This window comes from Candidatus Delongbacteria bacterium, from assembly GCA_041675285.1.
Lineage (GTDB): Bacteria > CAIWAD01 > CAIWAD01 > CAIWAD01 > CAIWAD01 > CAIWAD01.
The window spans coordinates 191,136-211,068 of sequence record JBAYTZ010000001.1; the positions used below are offsets into that span (position 1 = coordinate 191,136).

Below are 19,933 nucleotides of genomic sequence, written 5' to 3' on the forward strand. Positions count from 1 at the left end.
AACTCGCGGATCCGCTCCGGCACGTCCCAGCCCTTGACCAGGCTGCCCGAATAGACCAGCAGCAGGTCCTCCTCCGCCAGTCCCAGTTCCGCCCGCCGCTGCCGGCGCAGCCCGGCGTCCGGCCGGAAGCGCTCCTCGTCGGCCGTGCAGGGCATCACGAACAGGCGCCCGGCCTCCAGGTCGTGCCGCTGGAGCATGCGCTCGGCCAGCACCTGGGAGACGCAGAGCACGAGATCGGCGCGCCGCAGGGCCCGCCCCATCGCCTCCTCGAAGCGCTCGAGCCCGGGGTGGGGGCCGGGACCCCGCTGGGATTCGGCTTCCGCCCGGAAGTCGCCGCGCACTTCATACACGAAGCGCAGCGCAGGCCGGGCCTGCCGCAGGTCGGCCATCAGGAAGGCCAGGTCGTGGGAGCGGGTCTGCAGCACCACGTGCTCCCCTCCCGCCCGGGCAATGGCCTGGCTGAGTTCGCGCCGTTTGAGAAAGCGGTCCAGGCCCGGCAGCCGGTCGATGGTCCGGTGGAAACGCGCGGGCAGCTGGCGACGCAGGGCGGCCTCCGCCTCCCGGTAGGCGGCGCGGTGCGCCAGGGCGTGGCCCAGCCCGCTCCAGCCCGCCAGGTCAACGGGGATGCCTTCGCGCTGCAGGGCCGCCAAGGTGCCCACCACCTGGGAGTGGATGACCTTGTTGGTGACCGGTCCCGAGAATCGATAGAGCAGGCGCACGCTCAGTCCTCCGCCTTGTCGGCCGGGCCCAGGCGCAGGGTGACCCGGCAGCTCGCCTGGGCCGGCAGCAGGATGCGCAGGCGGGGAGCCTCTTCGACCTCGGCGTAGCGCCGCGAGACCAGCCCGGGCTCGATTCGCAGCTCGGGCCGGGCGCCGTCCGCCAGCTCCACATCCAGCCGCAGTCCCGGGCCGGGCAGCCACCAGCCCCGCTCCGTCGGCTGAGCCTCGAGCCCCGGGGCCAGTTGGAAGGCCAGTCCGGCCGGGCGTCCCGCCGGACGCGTCACCCAATCCTCGATCCACAGCCCCGGGTCCTGGACGCGCACGCGGCGCCGGTGGGTCACGCCGCCGTAGCTCACGCTCAGGCCCGCGCCCGGCTCCGTCCCGGAAGCGGCGAGCTCGTCCCAGCGGCTGGCGGCCACGTTCCAGGCGCCGAAGCGCTGCCCACGGAACTCGCAGGAGCCGGCGCCCTCCACCCAAAGCGTGCTGTGCACGCGACTGCTGCGGAAGAGCTGGCGCCGGGCCGTCTCCAGCCCGTAGGCGTAGGTGCCGGGATCCACGAAAAGCGGCCGGCCCTGCCAGGACAATTCCAGCGCCAGGGCGTCCGCGTGCTGGTGACCCTGGGGAATCCAGCGACGCGGACGGACGGCGCCGCCCCGCAGCAGCAGCCAATGGGCATCGGATCCGGCGTGCTGGCGCCAGCACCAGCTGCCGCCCTCATGGAAGGTTCGGCCCCCTGCGGGCGGACTCCAGGCGGCCGCGGCCTCGGCCAGGCGCGGACCCAGCAACCAGTGCCACTCGGGCGCCGGCCGGCGGGGCAGCCAGGCGGCCTGGGGCTGTCCCGCCACGAGGGCGGGCAGCTGTCCGTAGCCCCGGCGGTCCGTCAGCTCCTCCTGCAGCAGCCAGCCGCGGCCGCTGTCCGAATCCCCCACCAGCGGCAGGCAGCCGTCGGGTCGGGTCAGCCAGGCCGCCGCGTCGCCCATCGCGGCCACGCGCTGCTCCAGCACCGTGCCGCGCCAGCGCTCGCGCCGGCAGGCCAGCACGGAGACCAGGTTGTCCAGCACGAAGCCCATGTAAGCCGTGGAGAGCTCGCCCGCCAGCCCGTCCGGCCAGATCTGCTTCTCCGCCTCGCGCAGCAGCAGGCGGCGCGACCAGGCGGCCAGACGGGCGGCGCCCCGCAGCTGGGGGAAGAACTCGCCCAGTAGGTGCAGGCCGCACAGTTCGGAGATCAGGTGGTTGTGCGTCCACTTGCCGAAAGCGCAGACCTCGCGCTCCAGGTAGCGGAAGTGCCAGGAGAGCGCGCGCAGCATGAGCTGGCGCAGCTCGGGCGTGAAGGCCGGCGCGTCGTGGAAGAGGTGCCAGGCCCAGCACCAGCTGATGGCGCGCAGCGCGACCTCCTGGGCCTGCAACCAGTGTGGTCCCCGCCCGGGCGGATTGCGGCGGATCCAGTCCTCCAGGTGCCGGGCGAAGCACTCGGCCCAGCGCGGATCGCGTTCCCGGCGCCAGCCCCGGCCCAGCACCAGGAAGTACTGGTGGCGGCTCAGCTCCCAGCAGCGCCGGATGTCCCCCGGGCGCGCCTCGCTCATGTAGTCCAGCTCGTGGGAGGGCCGATCGGGCCAGGCACCCGGCCGGTCCAGCAGGGCGTGCCAGTCGGGGACGGGGCCCAGGTCCGGCGTGTTGGCCAGCAGCCAGCGGAAGTCGCCCCGGGCGATCTCCTCGCAGCGCTGGTGGAGCGCTTGGTCCGCTGCTGGGGAGGCCGTGGCGCGGGCGGCCTCCTCCTGGTCGGCGGCGCTCAAGTAGAAGTGGGGCGAATACCAGTCCGGCGGAATTCCGGCGGGGGCCGCCCACTGCCAGCTGCGCTCCGACAGGTCCAGCGGCTGGGCCGCCTCGGCGGCCCGGCAGCGCGCCACCCAGCGCCGGCGCTGCCACGGTCGCCAGAGTTTGTGGACCAGCAGGGTCTGCGCGATCTCGGGCAGACTCTCGCGGCGCAGGGCGGCCAGCAGGCGGCTCATGCCCGGCCTCGCCAGCGGTGGTCGGCCATCGCCCGGCGGAACAGCTCCTCGTGCTGGAGCACGGGCTCCGGATCGCCCAGGCTGCGCAGCCCCAGCTCGCGTGCCCCGTGCGACCAGCTCTGCCAGGCGGGCTCGTCCAGCGCCAGGGCCTCCAGCAGCGCCGTCCGGAAGGCGGCGGGATCCTCCAGCGGCAGGTCCCAGCCGGCCTGGGCGGCGCTCAGGCCGCGCCAGGGCGTGCGGTCGCTGATCAGGGCCGGCAGGCCGTGGGCCAGGGCCTCCAGGATGGCGTGGCCGAAGTTCTCCCCCAGGCTGGGCTGGAAGAGCAGATCGGCGTTGCGCAGCAGGCCGGGCACGGCCGCCGGTTCCACGGCGCCCAGGAAGCGCACCTGCACGCTAGCCGGCAGGCGGGCGGCGACGGCGCGGCAGAGCTCCAAGTAGCCGGCGTCCTCCGCGGGACCGGCCACCTGCAGCTCCACCCGGCCGGGCAGGTCCGTCAGGCGCTCCAGCAGGAAGTCCAGGTTCTTCATCCGCGAAACCCGGCCCACGAAGAGCAGGCGCAGCTCGCCCGCCCGCTTGCCGCGCTCCCGGGCGGGGAGATCCGCCGGCGTCGTTCCCAGATTGCGGGCGATCTGCAGGCGCGCGCCAGGCCAGACCCGCTGGATGTCCTGCGCCTCGAAGGGGCTCGAGGCCTGCCAGAGAGGCTCGCGGTACCGTCCCGCCAGGCGGGCGGCGCCCAGTAGCAGGCGCTTCTTGAGGGCCTTCTGCGCCAGGGCGCCGGGGGCGAACTCCCCACGCGGGGCCAGCACCAGGCCGGCGGCTCCGAAGGCTCCGCGGCGCCAGAGCGCGTAGGGCAAAAGCGAGAAGCGCGGGTGGAAGAAGCTGTTCAGGTAGACCACGTCCGGGCGCAGCTCGCGGCCCAGCTCGCGCAGGTCCCGCGGACCCAGGTGGCGCGGATCGGCGTAGCGCACGCGGGTCTGACCCTGCCAGGGCAGCCAGCGGTTGGCCGGCAGGTCGTAGGGCCGCTGGTCGTGGAACTCGCGGTCGCTGGTCAGCAGGTGGAAGCGGTAGCGTCCGTCCAGCTGCGTCAGCAGGTTGGCGATGGTGCGCACGGGTCCGCCGTAGCGGCTGCCGGGCAGGAAGTGCGGCAGCAGGAGCAGGACCAGCGGGTTCACAGCCGCTCTTCCAGGATGGTCAACAGGGCTTCGCGGTGGTCCTGGCAGCGGATCAGGTTCTGCAGCAGCAGCCGGCGGGATTCGGGCAGCAGCAGATCCGCCAGCCCCAGGCCGACCAGCGCTTTCAGCAGCACCCGGTTGGCCACGCTGAGCTGGGCCTTGTAGGTCCGGGCGCGGGCGCTGCAGAAGGCCAGCCAGTGCTCGTGCACGCGCTGGGGATCGGCCAGCTCGGCGCTGCGCTGACGGAACTCGGCCAGGAACTGCGCCTCGCGGGCGGGCTCCAGCCGCGCCAGGTCGCCCTGCTCCGGGCGCTGCCGGAAGGCGTGCACGCGGACCTCGTGGCCCGGGCCGGACTCCGGCAGGTTGATCTCCAACAGGAGGCCCTCGCGGTAGTAGTCGGGGGTGGGGATCGGCAGGTCCATCAGGAAATTGCCCTGGCCGTAGAGGATGGTCCCCTCCCCGTGGGACTCCAGGCAGCCTGTCCGGTGCGAATGCTGGCAGACCACCACGCGCGCGCCCGTGTCCACCAACAGGCGGCAGTAGGCCTGCAGCCAGGGATTGGGGTAGGCGTGGCCCTCGTTGCCAGCGTGGACCAGCACGATGGGGAACTCGCACTGCCGCACCAGACCCTGCAGCGCGGGCAGCGCGTGGACGGGATCCAGCGGGCACATCCCGGGCCGGTCGGGGCGCGCCACGCCGAACTCCTGGGCCCCCACCGCCAACAGGCCGACGCGCCGTCCGCCGGCCTCCAGCAGCAGCGGACGGCTGGCCTCCGCCAGAGTCGCACCGGCGCCGCAGTGGCGGATCCCCGCCTGGTCCAGGGCGGCCCGGGTCCGCTCCAAGCCGGCCGGGCCGTGATCCATGCTGTGGTTGTTGGCCAGGCCCAGGGCCTGGATCCGCAGCTCGCGCAGGCCTGCCGTCACCTCCGCGGGCAGCTGCAGGACGGGCCCGCTCTTGCGGCTGCCGCTCCCGGGCGGGCTGAGGGGGGCTTCCAGGTTGGCCAGCACTAGGTCGGCGGAGCGGAACAGCTCCGCGTGCCCGGGCGCCAGCCGCTCCAGCGGTGCGTGGCAGAGGGCGTCCACGGTGGCAGGCGGGGGCGCGATGTCCCCGCAGATCAGGATCCGCGCGCTCATGGGCCCGCCTGGACGCCGGGTCTCACGGCTGGGCCCGCCGGACAAGGGGCCGGCCGGGATTGCCCACGATGATCTGGCCCGGTTCGGGCGAGCGCGTCACCAGGGCCCCGGCGCCGATCACGCAGCCGTCGGGAATCTCGCTCACGCTCTGAAGGATCACGGCTCCCGAGCCGATCCAGACCCCGCGCCCGATCCGCACCTCGCAGGTCACCGGGTGGCTGCGCGGCTCCAGCCCGTGGGAGTGGCTGTAGATCACCACTCCGGGGGAGAGCGTGCTGCCGGCCCCGATGCTCACGTGGCCGCTGAAATCGATCCGGCAGTGGGTGCCGATCCAGACGCTGTCCTCGAGCTCCAGCCGTCCGGTGGCGGTCTCGCTGCCCAGGACCACGCCCGGGGCCAGCACCACGCCGGCACCCAGCCGGATGTTGCCGGGATGCCGGATGACCGGCCGCCAGAGGATTTTGCAGCCCGGGCCGCAGGCCGCGAAGTTCGAGCGCCAGACCCAGGTGCAGAGGCGGCTGCCCAGGTTGGTCAGGGCCGCCGTGGCCAGTTCCAGCAGCGCGGCGGGCAGGCCGGCCGGTCGGCCGTTCCAGAAGCGGGCAAGGCTCTTCATGGGGTGGACATCTCCCTGTGGACCAGCCGGGCGTGGGATTCGCCGCTGCGCTCGTGAAAGGCCCGGATCGTGGCCCGGGCGCCCGCGGACAGGCGCTCGCGCAGCTCCGGATCCGCCAGCAGGCGCCGCAGTCCGTCGGCCAGGCTGGCGGTGTCGCGGGGCTCGCAGCGCAGGCAGTTTTCTTCGGCGCGCATCAAACTAGGAATTCCCCCGACGAAGGTGGTCAGGCTGGGCAGTCCGTAGGTCATGGCCTCGTAGAGCACGCGCGGGAAGCCCTCGTCGTGGGTGGGCAGCACCAGCAGATCGGCGGCCAGATAGCGCGCGGCCAGCTCCTGCTTGTCGCTGATGAAGCCGGCGAACGTGGTGCGCGCCCGCAGCGCCGGCGGCAGCTGGGACGGACTCCCCAGCGGTCCCAGACCCACCAGCTCCAGTTGGAACTCCGCGCCTTCCCGGGCCAGCTGGTCCAGGGCCTGGTAGAGTTCCCGCACGCCCTTGGGGGCCTCGATCCGCCCCACGAAGAGCACGCGCGGCGGGCTGCTCCGGCGGCCGTTTCGCTCCCCGACCACGTCGGCGGGACCCACGGCCATCATGGGCGGGGCGACCAGCGGTCGCCGGCAGTAGGGGGCCAGCTCCGCGGCGGTGTGGGAGTTGTTGCTGACCACCAGCCGGGCGTGGGCCAGCACCTGCTGGGTGCGGCGGCTGGCGACCTGGAGCTGTCCGCGCACGTAGACCCCGTAGGGTACGCCCAGCAGGCGGCACACGCCGGCCGCGTACATGGGCAGGGTGCCGGGCAGGAAGCAATAGGTCCAGGCCGTCCCGCGCAAGAGCCAGGGCAGCTGCAGATAGAGGCGCAGCCGATCGACGGCCTTGAGGAGCGGGTTCGCGGCGTGGTAGACCAGGCCTTCCGGTCGCAGGCCGGGCTGCCCGCTGATGTCGTAGTCCAGCAGCCCGCCGAAGTCCTGCCGGTCCGTTTTGCGCAGCAGGTACTGGAACACGCGCAGCGGACCCGTCAGGCCGGACAGCTCCTCCAGGAAGCGCCCGGTGTGCTGATTGACCAGGACCCGCGGGCCGTCGACGACCAGCGGCCCGTTGCTGATGCAGACCGGCGCTTTCCTCATGCGTCAATCCCCGTGTCTGTGAGACAACTCGCTGATGATGAAGCGGGTCTTGCCGCGGTCGTGCCCGATGTGCTCCACCAGCTCCAGCCGCAGGTGGGTGGAATCGCCGATCCGGGCCTGCAGGGCGGCCGTGGCCAGCTCGATCTGCCGCAGTGCCCGGGCGTCGTCGCCGGGCACGCAGCGCAGGGTGAGGCTGCCGTCGGCGGCCTGGTGCACCTGGAAGGCCTGGACGGCCTCGGGGTGGTCGTCGAAGATGGTGGTCAGGAACTCGCCGCTCAGCGTCAGGCCGCCGGGCAGGCGCAGGGCGTCGCTGATGCGCCCCTTGACGCTGTCCATCAAGGGCAGGCTGCGGCCGCAGGGGCAGGCCCCCGCCAGCAGGCGGCCGCGGTCGCCGTTGCGGTAGCGGATGATCGGGAAGACGCGATTCTCGTGGTCCGTGATCAGCAGGTCGCCCCATTCCCCCGCGGGCTGGGGACGATCCTGCCCATCCACGGCCTCGATGGTCCGGCGGGAGGCGAAGACGTGCAGGCCCGCCTGTTCGCGGCACTCGCAGGCCAGCCAGAAGACCTCTCCGCAGCCGTACTGGTCGTAGACAGGGCAGCCGAAGGCCCGCTCCATCTTGTGACGCAGAGAGGCCGGCAGGGGCGTGGAGGTGGACCAGACGGCGCGCAGAAAGTCCGGTCGCACGCCGCGGGTCTCCAACTCCCCGGCCAGGTCGGCCAGCGCGCCCATGTAGCCCTGCAGGAGGGGCGGACGCAGTCGCTCCAATTGGTGGAGGAAGTACCCGACCCGGGCCGGGGTCATGGCCGCGGCATCCAGGAAGAGCCGGCGCGTGGGCCACCAGAGCGCCTGGTTGACCGCCTGGGCCGCGCCCCGGCGCGTCCGGCGGTAGACGAAGCCCACGTGGTCCGAGGCGTGCAGGCCCCACCAGTCCAGCACGCGCCAGGCGAAGGCTTCCAGCGCCACGCGGCGATCGAACAGCACGCGCACCGGTACGCCCGTGCTCCCGCCGGTGGTGGAGAGGCGGCGCTGGCCGGGCCGGCTGTCGTGGGCGATCAGCTCCTCGAAGGAGACGCGTAGCTCGTCCTTGGAGAGCACGGGCACCTGCGCGAAGTCCGCCGGATCCTGCAGGTCGTTGGGATGAAAGCCCGCCCGCTGGTACTTGCGCTGGTAGAAGGGAACCTGATCGTAGGCGTGGAAGACGATCGCCCGGCGGCGCTTCCAGGCCAGCCGCTCCAGTTCGTCGCGACTGAGCCGCTCTTCGGCGGCCAGTTGCCCGTGCAACTCCAGGGCGGAGCGGTTTCCCAGTCGCTGCTTGAGATCGAACAGGGTGCGACGGATCACGGCTGGCCTCCAGTGGGGCGCCGGACCTGGCCGCCGACGCAGGAGCGAAGATAAGGTGTGGCACAGGAACCGGCACGGGGCGCCGCCGCCCGGCGCCTGGGGCGGGGCCTTCCGGCTTGACATGCGGTGGTCCGTGACCTACACTGAAGCGGCGTGCCGCACGGACCTGCGCCGCCTGAGGGTCGACATCAATTCCCGGGTTGCACAATTTTGATGCCCATGGCCTCCACCCGATCCCTGCGAATCCTCATCGTCAGCGAGCGCTTCCACCCGGAGGAGTTCCGCATCAACGATCTGGCCCGGGACTGGGTGGCGCGCGGCCATCGGGTGGAGGTGCTGACCCAGGTCCCCAGCTACCCGCGTGGCGAGCTTCCGCCCGGCTGGGTGAACCGCCCCGTGGCCGCCGAGGCCTGGGAGGGCCTGCGCATCCGCCGGGTGCGCACGGTGACGGGCTACGCCGCCAGCCTGCGCCGCAAACTCTGGAACTACCTCTCCTTCGCCCTGCGCGGCAGCCTGGCCGCGCTGGCGCACGGCGGCCGGCCCGACGTGGTCTTCTCCTACAACACCGGGCCGCTGACCAGCGTCCTGCCCGCGGTGGTGCTGGCCCGCTGGCGCCGCGTGCCGCTGGTGATCTGGACCCAGGATCTCTGGCCGGACAGCGTCTGGGCCTACGGCTTCCGCCGCACGCCCCTGCGCGAGGCCCTGCTGAACGGTTTCGTGCGTGGCTGCTACCGGCCCGCCCGCCGCGTGCTGGTCTCCTGCGCGGGCTTTCGCGCCGCCCTGGCTCCGCACCTGCCTGCCGGGCTGCCGGTGGACTTCGTGCCCAACTGGGCGGAGACCCTGGCCGAGGCGGAGCCGGATCCACGCTTAGCCGAGCCCGGCTGCCTGCAGCTCACCTTCGCCGGCAACCTGGGCAAGGTCCAGAACCTGGACCGTGTGCTGAGCGCCTTCGCGGCGTTGCCAGCGCCCGTCCGCGCGACCCTGCGGTTGAACTTCGTCGGGGACGGCTCCCACGCCGCCGCCCTGCGGAAGCGCGTGGAAGTGGAGGCCATCCCGGGCGTGCGCTTCTGGGGCCGCGTGCCCGCCGCCGCCATGCCGGCACTCTACGCGGCCAGCGACGGCCTGTTGGTGCCCCTGGACGACCAGCCGATCTTCCACCTGACCGTGCCAGCCAAATTCCAGACCTGTCTGGCGGCGGGCCGACCCATCCTGGCGATCGCGGGCGGCGAACTCCAGCGCCTGGTGGAGCAGGAAGGCCTCGGTCTCACGGCGCCCCCCGGCGACGTGGAGGGCATCCGCCGGACCCTCGAGGCCTTCACGCGCCTGGACCCCGCCGAGCGCCGGGCCATGGGCGGGCGCGGCCGGGCCCTGCTGCGGCGCGACTACGATCGACAAGACCTGCTGGACCGGCTGAACCTCGTGTTACAACAAGCGGCGGGGCGGGCATGAGACTCCTCGCCGCCCTGCGCTGGCGCGGCCTGGGATTGGCGCGCCGCTTCTACGAGCGCCAGGAGTGGCTGCGGATCCGGCACGAGCCGCGCGCCGATCCGCCTCCGGCGCCGCCCCTGCCCGCGGGCTGCCGCGTGCTGCAGGGGGAAGAGTTACGGCTGGGCTACCGGCGGCATGCGGCCCGCAACCGGCGCATCGAACAGCGCCTGGCGGATGCGCGCCAGCTCGGCCTGGGAGTCGCCGACGCGGACGGCCTGCTCTACGACACCTGGCTCTGGCGCGGGAGCTACGATGAACCCAACACGGGCCTGCACCTGGACCCGGGTCCCGGGGGCGGCGTGCTGCTCGACTCGTGGACGGATCCCGAGCGGCGCGGACTGGGCCTGCACGGGGCCATGCTGGCCCGGCGGTTGGCGGCGGCGGCGGGGTTGGGCCTGGCTCCGCTGGACGGCCTGGTCCACGCGCGCAACCGCCCGGCCCTGCGGGCCCAGCGGGCCGCGGGCGCCCGCTTGCTAGAGCGTTTGGTGATCCGGCGCGTGCTGGGATGGCGCTGGACGCGCAGTTTCAAGGTGGAGTGGCATGAGCTGGACCTGGACTGAGCTTCCCCTGCCTCTGGGGGAGGAAGCGGCCCGCGCCTGGGAGCGGCTGACGGAGCAGGCGCCGCATCCGCACATCCAGTCCACGGCCTGGTGGATGGAAGCCTGGGTCCGGCAGTTCGCCCCCCAGCAGAGCCGCCTGCTGGCCTTTCAGCAGGGCGGGGAGTGGCGCGCTCTGCTGCCCGTGGTGCGCCGACGCGAGCGCGATCCGCACTGCCCGCTGGCCCATCGCGTGCTCTGCAACGGCGGCGACGGGTTCTCGGACAGCCTGCCCCTGGCCGTCGCTCCCGGCGATCAGGCGGCGCTGGAACAGGTGGCCGCCTGGCTGGAGCGGGCCGGCCGCCATGTCCACGAGGCGCGGCTGGCGCCGTTGATCGAGGGCACGCCCGCCTTTCCGTTGGCCGAACTTCTGGAAGCGCGCGGCTGGGAGTGCGGGCGCGTGGAGGGCAACCCGCTGCTGGACCTGCGGGCAGGCTGGGAAGCGCTGGAAGCCCGCGTGGGCAAGAATCTGCGCCACGACGTGGCCAAGAAGAAGCGCCGGCTGGCGGAGGCGGGCCTCGAGCCCGAGCTGCAACTCGAACAGACTTGCACGCCCGCCCTGCTGGAGGAGCTGCGCGAGCTGGCCCGGCGCCGCTGGCAATCCGAGGGCCACAAGAGTTCCTTCCTGGACCCCGCCCGCTGCGCCTTCATCGGGACCGTGGGCACACTGGCCACGGAACGCGGCGAATTCGCCTGTTTCTGCGCCCGGCGTTCCGGCCGCCTGGTGGCCTACCGCCTGGGCTTCCTGCACGGCGGCGCTTTCTTCGATTGGATCACCAGCTACGACCCGGAGCTCTTTCCCTACAGCATCGGCAAGCTCGTGCTCTGGGACAGCATCCGGCAGCTCGGCGCGCTGGGCGTGGAGCGGCTGGATTTCATGGCGGGCGAAGAGGACTACAAGCTCAAGTGGGATCCCGTGGTTCGACCCATGCTGCGCTGCCGCCGGCTGCGGCCCGGGCCAGTCAATCTGCTGCGCGCCGGCGTGCGCGCCGCCAGCCGTTGGAAGTCCACATGGCGGACCTGACCTGTCTGCGCGTGGCCGCCTGGCCGGGGGGCGCGGCCGCGCCGCTCAACCTGATGATCGACGACCTGGCCGACGTGTTCGTCCCGGCCCGGGGTTGCCGCGGTCGCGAGTGCGACTGGGGCCACTTGGGTCGGGGAGCGGACTCCGCCTGGCGCTTCGTGGAGGAGCGCTTGCTGGCGCCTTTCCCGGAGTTGAGGATCAGCCTGTTCATTCCGGTCAACCGCCGCCCCCTGGTGGAGCCGCCCGCCGGCTCGCGCTTCCACGCCATCGACGAGCGTCCGGAGATGCGCGAGTTCCTGCGCACGCTGGCCGCCCACCCGCGGCTGGAGTGCTGCTACCACGGCAAGGACCACTTCCGCGGGCAGGGGGCGGCGCGCGACCAGGAGTTCCGCAGCTACGCGACCTTGCAGGCGGCCCTGGACGAGACCCGGCGCGGCCTGGAGATCTGGGACCGCGTCTTCCAGTCCCCGCCGCTGGGCGGCAAGTACCCGGGCTACGCCGGCGGCGAGCTCGCCGACGCCGCGGTGGCGGCCTGCGGCTTTCGCTGGTGGTGCCGGCGCTTCAACCGCCGGGCGATCCAGTCCACCGACACGCCGGCCGCCGAACTGGCGCCCACCTGGTTCGCCGCGGGCGCCGTGCTGGAGATGCCCAGCACCCTGGCGGGCAACGTGCTGCCACCCTACCTGCGCGAGGAGTGGCCCAAGTGGCCCAAGCGGTTTGGGCAGCGCCGGGCCATGCGCCGGGTGGTGGAGCGGCAACTGGAGCAGCTGCTGCGGGAGGGTCTGCCGCTGACCGTCCAGGAGCACGTCGCGCCCAGCCGGGAGGACGGCCGGCGGCAGCGCAACAACCTGCAGGACGATGCCAGCGCCTTGACGCAGCTGCTGGACCACCTGCGGGACAAGCCGGTCTGGCACGCCCACCTGACCGAGATCGCCGACCACTGGCGGCTGCGGGAGCAGACCCGCTTCCACGCCGAAGCCGGGGCCTTGCGCGTGGAGGCTCCCCGCGTGGACCAATTGGCCTGGTTGGAGTTGGAAGCGCTCTCAGCCCGCTTGACGGGTCTGCGCGGGTTGGATGGACAGGCCCATCCCGTGCGCCAAACGCCCTTCGGCCGCTTCGTCGCCCTGCCGCTGCCCCTGTCGTGTGACGTCTTTCAACTGGAGGAGAACCCCGCGTGAAGCAGGTCTTCAAGACCAAGGAGCAGCGCATGCTGGTGCGCGAGGTGCCACGCCCCCAGGCGGCGGCGGGCCAGGTGCTGGTGTTGAACGAGTTCAGCCTGATCAGCGCCGGCACGGAGACCGGCGGGCTGGTCCTGCCTGGCGACCTGCGCGGCCAGCTGCGCGTGCGCCAGGACCTGCTGCGCAAGGGCCTGAAGGCCATCCGCCACAACACCCTGCGCGACCTGCTGCGCAAGGCCGCCCACGTGGACAACATCGCCGGGGCGGTGGGCTACAGCACGGCGGGCCGCGTGCTGGCGTTGGGACAGGGCGTGCACGATCTGCAGCCCGGGGATCGCGTGGCCTGCGCGGGGTCGGGGATCGCGGCCCACGCCGAGGTGGTGGCCGTGCCGCGCCTGCTGGTGGCCCCGGTTCCCGACGACGTGCCCAGCCGGGACGCCGCTTGGGCCACGGTGGCCAGCATCGCCCTGCAGGGCATCCGCCAGGGTGCTCCGGCCCTGGGTGAGACCGTGGTGGTCACCGGCCTGGGCCTGATCGGCCTGCTCAGCGTGCAGATGCTGGCCGCTGCCGGCTGCCGCGTCCTGGGCCTGGATCTGCTGCCCGGGCGGCTGGAGCTGGCCCGGCGCTGCGGCGCCGAACAGGCCCTGCTGGCCGACGATCCCGGCGTGGAGGAGGCCGTGCAGCGCCTGAGCGGAGGCGTGGGCGCCGACCTGGTCCTGCTCACCGCGGGCACTTCGTCCAGCGCTCCCCTGCGCCAGGCCATGTCGCTGGCGCGCAAGCGGGGCCGGGTGGTGGTGGTGGGCGCCGTGGGACTGGAGCTGCCGCGCAGCCCGTTCTACGAAAAGGAGGTGGAGCTGCGCATCGCCTGCTCCTACGGGCCGGGCCGCTACGACCCGGATTACGAGCAGCGCGGGCGCGACTACCCGCCGGCCTTCGCCCGCTGGACGGAGAACCGCAACCTGCAGGCCGTGCTGGAGCTGATGCGCAGCGGCCGCCTGCGGCCCGCCCTGCTGGAGCCGCGGATCTATCCCATCGAGCAGGCCGTCGCCGCCTTCGACGGCATCAAGGCCGCCCCGGAGACCCATCTGGCGGTGATGCTGGAGTATCCCGCGTTGGCCGAGGAGGCGCCGACGCCCCTGCCGGCGCTGAGCGTGAGCGGCGGGCGGCTGGGCCTGGCCGTGATCGGGGCCGGCGGCTTCTGCGCCCGCGTGCATCTGCCCACCCTAGCCGCCCTGGCCGACGTGGAGTTGCGCGGGCTGGTGTCCCGCGGCGGCTTCACGGCAGGCAAGTTGGCCACCGAGTTCAAGGTCCCCTGGTCGGGCACGGACCCGACGGCCCTGCTGGCGGATCCGGGCACCCAGGCCGTGCTCATCGCCACGCGCCACGATAGCCACGCCCAGCTGGCCCTGCGCGCCCTGGCCGCGGGCAAGCACGTCTTCGTGGAGAAGCCCGCCGCCATCCGGCTGGACGAGATCGAGGCGCTGCGCCAGGCCCTGGCCGGCAGCCCGCTGCTGTTCTGCGTGGGCTACAACCGCCGCTTCGCGCCCCTGGCCCGGCGCTTGAAGGCGGGACTGGACGCAGGCGGCGAACCGCTTGTCCTCAGCTACCGCGTGAACGCCGGGCGCATCCCGGCCACGTCCTGGGTGCAGGTCCGCTCGGAGGGCGGCGGCCGGCTGATCGGCGAGGGCTGCCACTTCATCGACTTCTGCTCCTTTTTGGCCGGCGCGCAGCCGGAGGAGGCCCAGGTGCGGGTCCTGCCCGCCCGGCCCGGGCCGGGCGGCGTCGCCGACCAGTACGCGGTCACGCTGGCCTATCCGGACGGCAGCCTGGCGCAGATCCAATATGTGAGCGAGGGCAGCCGGGGCCTGGAGAAGGAGCGGATCGAGGCCCACGCCGCCGGCGCGTCCTGGGTGCTGGAGGACTTCCGGCGCCTGACCCGGCACGACGCCCAGGGGGGATCCAAGTCCTGGGACGAGGCGGACAAGGGTCACGCCGCCGGACTGCAGGCCTTCGTGCGCGCCGCGCTGGGCCAGGGTCCGCCGCCCATGAGCGTGGAAGAGGCCCTGGGAGCCAGCGAGTGGGCCATCGCCTTGCAGGACTGGCTGGACGGCGACAACGGGGAGTCCCCATGCTGAAACGAATCACCCGCCGCCTGCGCGACCTGCTGGAACGGCTGCGCCACACGCCCTTGGAGCGCTACCGGCGGCGCGGGCTGGTCGCCCCCGCCTGGCTGCCCGTCTTCAACGCCACCATCGCCGAGCCCCATCTGACGGAGATCGGCGAGAACGTCTGGCTCACCGCGGGCACGCTGCTGCTCAACCACGACGGCGCCATCGCCATGCTCAACCGGGCCGGGCGCACGGATCTGGTCAACGTGGTGGGACGGATCGTCATCGAGCGCGACGTGTTCGTGGGCACCCGGGCGATCATCATGCCGGGCGTGCGCGTTGGACGCGGCTCCGTGGTGGCCGCCGGCGCCCTGGTGACCCGGGACGTGCCCGCGGGCCACGTGGTTGGCGGTGTGCCCGCCAAGATCCTCTGCACGGTGGACGAGTACCTGGCCGCCTATGCCCAGGAGGCGCGCGTGCTGGAGGTGGAGGACGAGGGCTCCATCCGACAGGCCGTGGCGGAGTGGGCGGCCGGGGATCCGCCGGGCAAGGCGGCCTTGCGCTTGCGTTCCGGCCGGACCCGTCTCACCCGCTGAGCCGGCTTCACCCGCGCTGCGGGCTGTCCCCGGCCAGCCAGGCCAGGGCGCCCTGGCGGCCCCGGGCGGCCAGCAGCAGGGCCGGTGGCAGCAGCGTGGCCAGGCTCAGCACGCTCAGCCGCAGCCAGGGATGCCAGCCGGCCAGCCCGGTCAGTCCCTGCAGACCGGCCAGGGCCAGGCAGAAGGGCAGGCCCGCGAATTCCGCCCGCAGCAGACGGCCGTGGGGAACCCCGAGCAGGCGGGCGATCACGTGCTGCTGTCCCAGTTGGATCAGCAGGCGCGTGGCCACCAGCGCGACGGCCACCGCCAGGATGCCCCAGCGCGCGCTCAGGGCCACGGCGGCGATGTTCAGCGGCGCGGCGAAGAACACCCAGACCAGCACCACGTCGCTGCGGCCCAGGGCCTGGATCACGGCGTTCATGCTCCGGCCCATGGTCTGCACCACGGCCAGGACGCAGAAGACCTGCATCACGGGCACCACGCCGTCCCACTTGTGGGTCAGCAGCAGCGGCGCCAGCCGCTCCAGGCTGAAGGCCGCCAGGGTCATCAGCGGGAACATCAGCCAGGACATGCCGCGCAGCACGCGCACGTAGGCCCGGGCCACCCGCGGCCGGTCGTCCTGGATGCTGGCGTAGGCCGGGAAGAGCACGCGGTCCAGCACGCCGGCCAGGTTCTGGCTGGGCAGCCGGGTCAACCGGAAGCCCAGTTGGTACAGGCCCAGATCGCGCGGGCCGATCCAGCGGCCGATCACCACCGCGTCGATGTTCTTGCCCACGAAGCCCACCACGCCGGCCACGCTGAGTTTCCAGGAATAGTGCAGGACGGGCAGCAGTTGCCGCAGGGGGGCCGGGCGCGCGCGGGGAATCCAGGGCAGCAGGCTGATGGCCAGCAAGGCGGGCTCCGCCAGCGCCAGCACCACCAGACTGTAGACGCCCCAACCCGCGTGGGCGGCCGCCAGCGCCAGCAGCCCGCTGAGCAGGGTGGCCGGCACGGCCCGCCGGGCCACGGTCTGGAAACGCAGGCGCTTCTCCAGCGCCGCCCGCGGCACCACCACGCCGATGGAGAACACGAAGGTCAGGGCCAGCAGGCGCAGGATGTCGGTCAGGTCCTCCAACCGGTACCAGGCCGCCACAGCTGGGGCGGCCAGCGCCAGCAGGCAGGCGGTGCCCAGGGCCAGGGTCGCGTGCAGGCGGAACAAGGCCGCCAGCTCCGCTTCCTCGGCCTGGCGTCCCAGCTGGATCAGTCCGTCGCCCAGTCCGAAGGTGGAGAGGATCTGCAGGAAGTTGACGCAGAGCAGGCCCAGCCCCAGCAGGCCGTAGTCCGCCGGTGAGAGGATACGGGCCAGCAGGATGGAGAAGACCACGCGGCTGAGCTGGCTGCCCGCCTGTTGTCCAAAGGCCCACCCCAGCCCGGCCAGGCTATTGCGGCGCAGGCTCTCAGCCACGGAGCACCTGCCGGTAAGCCGCGGCCAGGCCCGCCCAGCCATCCTGGCCGGCGCGTGGCGCGGGTTTGGGCTCCGCCAGCAGCTCCCCGCAGCGCTGGAGGAGGTGAGCGCCGTCCCGGGAGCGGAACAGCGCCACGCCCTCCGGCCGGGGCACGGCGTCGCTGGCCAGGCAGCGGCACCCGCTGAACTGGGCCTCGCGCAGGGAGAGGCTGTCGCCGTCGCTGGTGGTGGGCCGCACCAGCAGGTCACACTCGCGCAGCAGCGCAGGGAATTCCAGGCTGTCCGTGATGATCAGCACGTGCTCCGCCAACCCCAGTTCGTCCAACCGGGTCCGGCAGCGCGCCAGGTAGTCCGGCAGCCCGATCTCCGGCAGGACGAAGACCAGTCCAGCGGCGGGCCGGGTGCGGCGCAGCTGGTGGACCAGCTCCACGAGCAGATCGAGGCCGTAGAGATCCAGACCCTCGTGGAAGCGCAGCCGGAACGCGCTGGCTGCCAGCCGGGGCTGGTGCCGGGCCAGGAACTCGCGCACGGCGGCGGGCAGGGGACCGGCCCCGAGTGCGGGCGGATCCAGGTAGGCGTACTGCACGCGGACCTGTTCGGGCCGGGCGCCGTACTCCAGGCAGCGGGCGCGGACCTCCGCGCTGACGGCCACCACGCCGCGGCAGAGGCGCAGGGCGGCCCGGGCCAGCCGTCGGGTGCGCGGGTTGTCCAGCGGCCGGAAGCTGTGGAGGGTGAGCAAGACGGGCAGCCCCAGCAGGCGCCCCAGCAGCGCGCAGAGCAGGCGCGTGCGCCAGTTGCCGCTGTGGACGTGGACGAGTGCTCCGCCTCCCAGGCGGTGTCGGAGCAGGGCAGACGCCAGCAGGAGGGGCAGGAGCAGGGGCCGGCAGCGGCCGTCGTCCGCCACGCGCCAGCGCCAGCCCTCGGCGGTCAGCCGGGCGCACAACCGTTGCAGGTGAACGGACACGCCCCCCACCGGCGGCGGCAGGCCGCCCACCAAGAGGATGAATGGGGCGGGCTCGGCGGCCATGGACCCTCCCGCTCAGGCCACCGACGCGCGGATCGCCGCCGCCACCTCCGCCACCTGGGCGCGCGTGATCTCCGCGAACAGGGGCAGGCTGAGGATCTCGCCGGCCAGCCGCTCGGTGACGGGGAAATCCCCCTCCCGGTAGCCCAGTTCCGCCGCGGCGGGCTGCAGGTGGACCGGGCGCGGATAGTGCAGGCCGCAGCCGATGCCCGCCTGCTGCAGGGCCGCCTGCAGGGCGTTGCGCATGGTGCCGGACTCCGGCGTCACGCGAATCACGAACAGGTGATACACGTGGCGGCGACCGGGCAGCTCCTGCGGGCAGAGGATGCCGGGCAGTCCCGCCAGTTCCTCGCGGTACCAGTCGGCCGCCTGCCGGCGCGCGGCGGTCCAGCCGGGCAGGTGCCGGAGCTTGACCCCCAGCACGGCGCCCTGCAGACCCTCCAGCCGGTAGTTGTGGCCCCACTCGGCGTGCAGGTACTTCTCGGGCATGCCGTGGTCGCGCAGCCGGCAGATCCTCTGGTAGAGGGCTTCGTCGTTGGTGAGCACGGCGCCGCCCTCGCCGGCGGCGCCCAGGTTCTTGCCCGGGTAGAAACTGAAGGCGGCCGCGCGGCCGTGGTGGCCGGCGTGGACGCCGTGGTAGCCGGCCAGGTGCGCCTGGGCCGCGTCCTCCAACAGCAGCAGGCCGCGGCGCTCGGCGATCTCGCGCAGCGGCTTCAGGTCCGCGCACTGCCCGTAGAGATGCACCGGCAGCAGGACCTTGGTGCGCGGCGTGATGCGGGCCTCCACCTGCTCCGGATCCAGGTTGAAGTCGTCTGCCCGCACGTCGGCCAGCCGGGGCGTGGCGCCGGCCAGCTTGACGCCGCCGGCCGTGGCCATGAAGGTGTTGGCGGCGGTCAGCACCTCGTCGCCCGGGCCGATCCCCAGGCCCCAGAACATCAGGTGCAGGGCCGCCGTGCCGCTGTTGCAGGTGGCGCAGAAGCGCGCCCCGTGGGCGGCGGCGAAGGCCTCCTCGAAGGCCCGCACGGTGGGGCCGGTGACGAACTCGCAGCGCTCGAAGACGCCCGCCACGGCGGCGTCCAACTCATGCTTGATGCTGGCGTATTGGGCCTTGAGATCGAGAAAGGGGACCGGCATGTGCTCTCCTGCTGCTTCCGGCTTGGCGTGTGGAACCGCTTCCCAAGCCAAAAGTGGCGAACGGCCACGGCTTGGGAAAGCTGGGGGCGGCTGGTACTTTGCTGCCGGCGGAGGCCGTGGCCCCCGTCTGTCACACCGCCGAACGCCGGAATCCCGGCCCTCGTCGGAAGGACGGTGACGGGTCAGGGAGTCCCGGCCGAAGCCGGATGACAGGAGACACCAGATGAAGATCGGCATCGCGGGACTGGGCTACTGGGGACCGAACCTGGTGCGCAACTTCCAGGCCCAGCCGGGCTGCGACGTGCACATGACGGACCTGGACGACGGCCGGCGCGCCGCGGGGGCCCGCCGCTTTCCCGCCGCCCAGCTGGCCGGCAGCTACGACGAGTTGCTGGAGCGCGTCGAGGCCGTGGCCCTGGCCACACCCCTCTCCAGCCACTTCGAATTGGGGCGCCGCGCCCTGGAGGCCGGCCGCCACCTGCTGGTGGAGAAGCCCTTCGTGGAGAGCGCGGCCCAGGCGCGCGAGCTGATCACCCTGGCGGAATCCAAGGGGCTCACGCTGATGGTGGACCACACCTTCCTCTACACGGGGGCCGTGCGCAAGGTGCGCGAGCTCATCGACCAGGGCGAGTTGGGCCGCCTGCTCTACTTCGACAGCGTGCGTGTCAACCTGGGCCTCTTCCAGCACGACACCAACGTGATCTGGGACCTGGCGCCCCACGATCTCAGCATCTGCGACCACCTGGCGGGCGGGGAACCGCTGGCCGTGCAGGCCTGCGGCGCCCGGCACTACTATCAGCACGAGGACCTGGCCTACCTCACGGTCTTCTACCCGGACCAGCTGATCGCCCATTTCCACGTCAACTGGATCGCCCCGGTCAAGGTGCGGCGCATCTTGATCGGTGGCGACCGCCAGATGGTGGTCTACGACGACATGGAGCCCAGCGAGAAGATCAAGGTGTACGACAAGGGCGTGGAGCTGACCCAGCCCGAGGAGATCTGGCGCACGCTGGTGAGCTACCGCACGGGCGACATGCGCGCCCCTCGCTTGGACGGGACCGAGGCGCTGGATCGGATGGTCAAGGAATTCCTGGACTGCGCCGCCACGGGTCGCGAGCCGCTCTCCGGGCCGGCCCACGCCCTGCGGGTGACGCGCCTGCTCGAGGCCGCCGAACTGAGCCTGCGCCAGGGCGGCCGTCGCGTGGAGCTGAGCGAGTTGGCTTGATCCGGGAG

Annotated in this window: 16 protein-coding genes and 1 pseudogene; 7 read left to right on the forward strand and 10 right to left on the reverse strand. The window is 72.8% G+C overall.

All coding sequences use genetic code 11. The annotated features are described in order from the left end of the window. Positions 1-140: 140 nt before the first annotated feature. From WC326_00635 to WC326_00665, 7 genes and pseudogenes are all read right to left on the reverse strand, one after another. A pseudogene (locus tag WC326_00635) lies at positions 141-719 on the reverse strand (glycosyltransferase). 2 nt (positions 720-721) lie between these two features. Then, entirely contained in the window at positions 722-2,728 is a 2,007-nt protein-coding gene (locus WC326_00640; GenBank protein ID MFA7329554.1) for an alginate lyase family protein, read from the reverse strand. Continuing rightward, the gene (locus WC326_00645) at positions 2,725-3,900 is read right to left on the reverse strand and encodes a glycosyltransferase family 4 protein (protein ID MFA7329555.1); all 1,176 of its coding nucleotides are present in this window, start codon (positions 3,898-3,900) and stop codon (positions 2,725-2,727) included. The genes WC326_00640 and WC326_00645 overlap by 4 nt, the downstream gene beginning before the upstream one ends. Next, complete coding sequence (locus WC326_00650; GenBank protein MFA7329556.1) at positions 3,897-5,033, reverse strand: CapA family protein; 1,137 nt, start codon at positions 5,031-5,033, stop codon at positions 3,897-3,899. The genes WC326_00645 and WC326_00650 overlap by 4 nt, the downstream gene beginning before the upstream one ends. Positions 5,034-5,055: 22 nt before the next feature. Continuing rightward, positions 5,056-5,646: an acyltransferase gene (locus tag WC326_00655; GenBank protein MFA7329557.1), complete on the reverse strand. Its 591-nt coding sequence runs from the start codon at positions 5,644-5,646 to the stop codon at positions 5,056-5,058. Beyond that, a complete protein-coding gene (locus WC326_00660; GenBank protein ID MFA7329558.1) occupies positions 5,643-6,764 on the reverse strand; it encodes a glycosyltransferase family 4 protein in 1,122 nt (373 codons plus the stop codon). Before WC326_00660 ends, WC326_00655 begins: the two co-directional genes overlap by 4 nt. A 3-nt stretch (positions 6,765-6,767) precedes the next feature. Then, complete coding sequence (locus WC326_00665) at positions 6,768-8,108, reverse strand: hypothetical protein (GenBank protein MFA7329559.1); 1,341 nt, start codon at positions 8,106-8,108, stop codon at positions 6,768-6,770. Between the two features lie 219 nt (positions 8,109-8,327). Between WC326_00665 and WC326_00670 the strand changes: the two genes are divergently transcribed. From WC326_00670 to WC326_00695, 6 genes are read left to right on the forward strand one after another with little or no spacing between them, the layout of a single operon-like run. Next, positions 8,328-9,557: a glycosyltransferase family 4 protein gene (locus tag WC326_00670; GenBank protein ID MFA7329560.1), complete on the forward strand. Its 1,230-nt coding sequence runs from the start codon at positions 8,328-8,330 to the stop codon at positions 9,555-9,557. Continuing rightward, positions 9,554-10,156: a hypothetical protein gene (locus WC326_00675; protein MFA7329561.1), complete on the forward strand. Its 603-nt coding sequence runs from the start codon at positions 9,554-9,556 to the stop codon at positions 10,154-10,156. The genes WC326_00670 and WC326_00675 overlap by 4 nt, the downstream gene beginning before the upstream one ends. Next, complete coding sequence (locus WC326_00680; protein MFA7329562.1) at positions 10,137-11,216, forward strand: GNAT family N-acetyltransferase; 1,080 nt, start codon at positions 10,137-10,139, stop codon at positions 11,214-11,216. Before WC326_00675 ends, WC326_00680 begins: the two co-directional genes overlap by 20 nt. Beyond that, positions 11,204-12,394, forward strand: a complete 1,191-nt coding sequence (locus WC326_00685) for a hypothetical protein (GenBank protein MFA7329563.1) — start codon at positions 11,204-11,206, stop codon at positions 12,392-12,394. Before WC326_00680 ends, WC326_00685 begins: the two co-directional genes overlap by 13 nt. Then, positions 12,391-14,529: a bi-domain-containing oxidoreductase gene (locus tag WC326_00690; GenBank protein MFA7329564.1), complete on the forward strand. Its 2,139-nt coding sequence runs from the start codon at positions 12,391-12,393 to the stop codon at positions 14,527-14,529. The genes WC326_00685 and WC326_00690 overlap by 4 nt, the downstream gene beginning before the upstream one ends. After that, a complete protein-coding gene (locus WC326_00695) occupies positions 14,523-15,098 on the forward strand; it encodes an acyltransferase (protein ID MFA7329565.1) in 576 nt (191 codons plus the stop codon). The genes WC326_00690 and WC326_00695 overlap by 7 nt, the downstream gene beginning before the upstream one ends. 7 nt (positions 15,099-15,105) lie before the next feature. Here WC326_00695 and WC326_00700 read toward each other — a convergent pair whose 3' ends face one another. Genes WC326_00700 through WC326_00710 form a run of 3 tightly spaced genes read right to left on the reverse strand, consistent with a single transcriptional unit; the run spans position 15,106 to position 18,700 of the window. Beyond that, on the reverse strand, positions 15,106-16,542 hold the full coding sequence (locus WC326_00700; protein ID MFA7329566.1) for a lipopolysaccharide biosynthesis protein: 1,437 nt from the start codon (positions 16,540-16,542) through the stop codon (positions 15,106-15,108). After that, entirely contained in the window at positions 16,535-17,569 is a 1,035-nt protein-coding gene (locus WC326_00705; protein MFA7329567.1) for a glycosyltransferase, read from the reverse strand. Before WC326_00705 ends, WC326_00700 begins: the two co-directional genes overlap by 8 nt. A 12-nt stretch (positions 17,570-17,581) precedes the next feature. After that, positions 17,582-18,700, reverse strand: coding sequence for a DegT/DnrJ/EryC1/StrS family aminotransferase (locus tag WC326_00710; protein MFA7329568.1), 1,119 nt, complete (start codon positions 18,698-18,700; stop codon positions 17,582-17,584). 223 nt (positions 18,701-18,923) lie between these two features. On the opposite strand from WC326_00710, the gene WC326_00715 reads away from it, so the two are divergent. Beyond that, positions 18,924-19,925: a Gfo/Idh/MocA family oxidoreductase gene (locus tag WC326_00715; protein ID MFA7329569.1), complete on the forward strand. Its 1,002-nt coding sequence runs from the start codon at positions 18,924-18,926 to the stop codon at positions 19,923-19,925. Positions 19,926-19,933 lie beyond the last annotated feature (8 nt).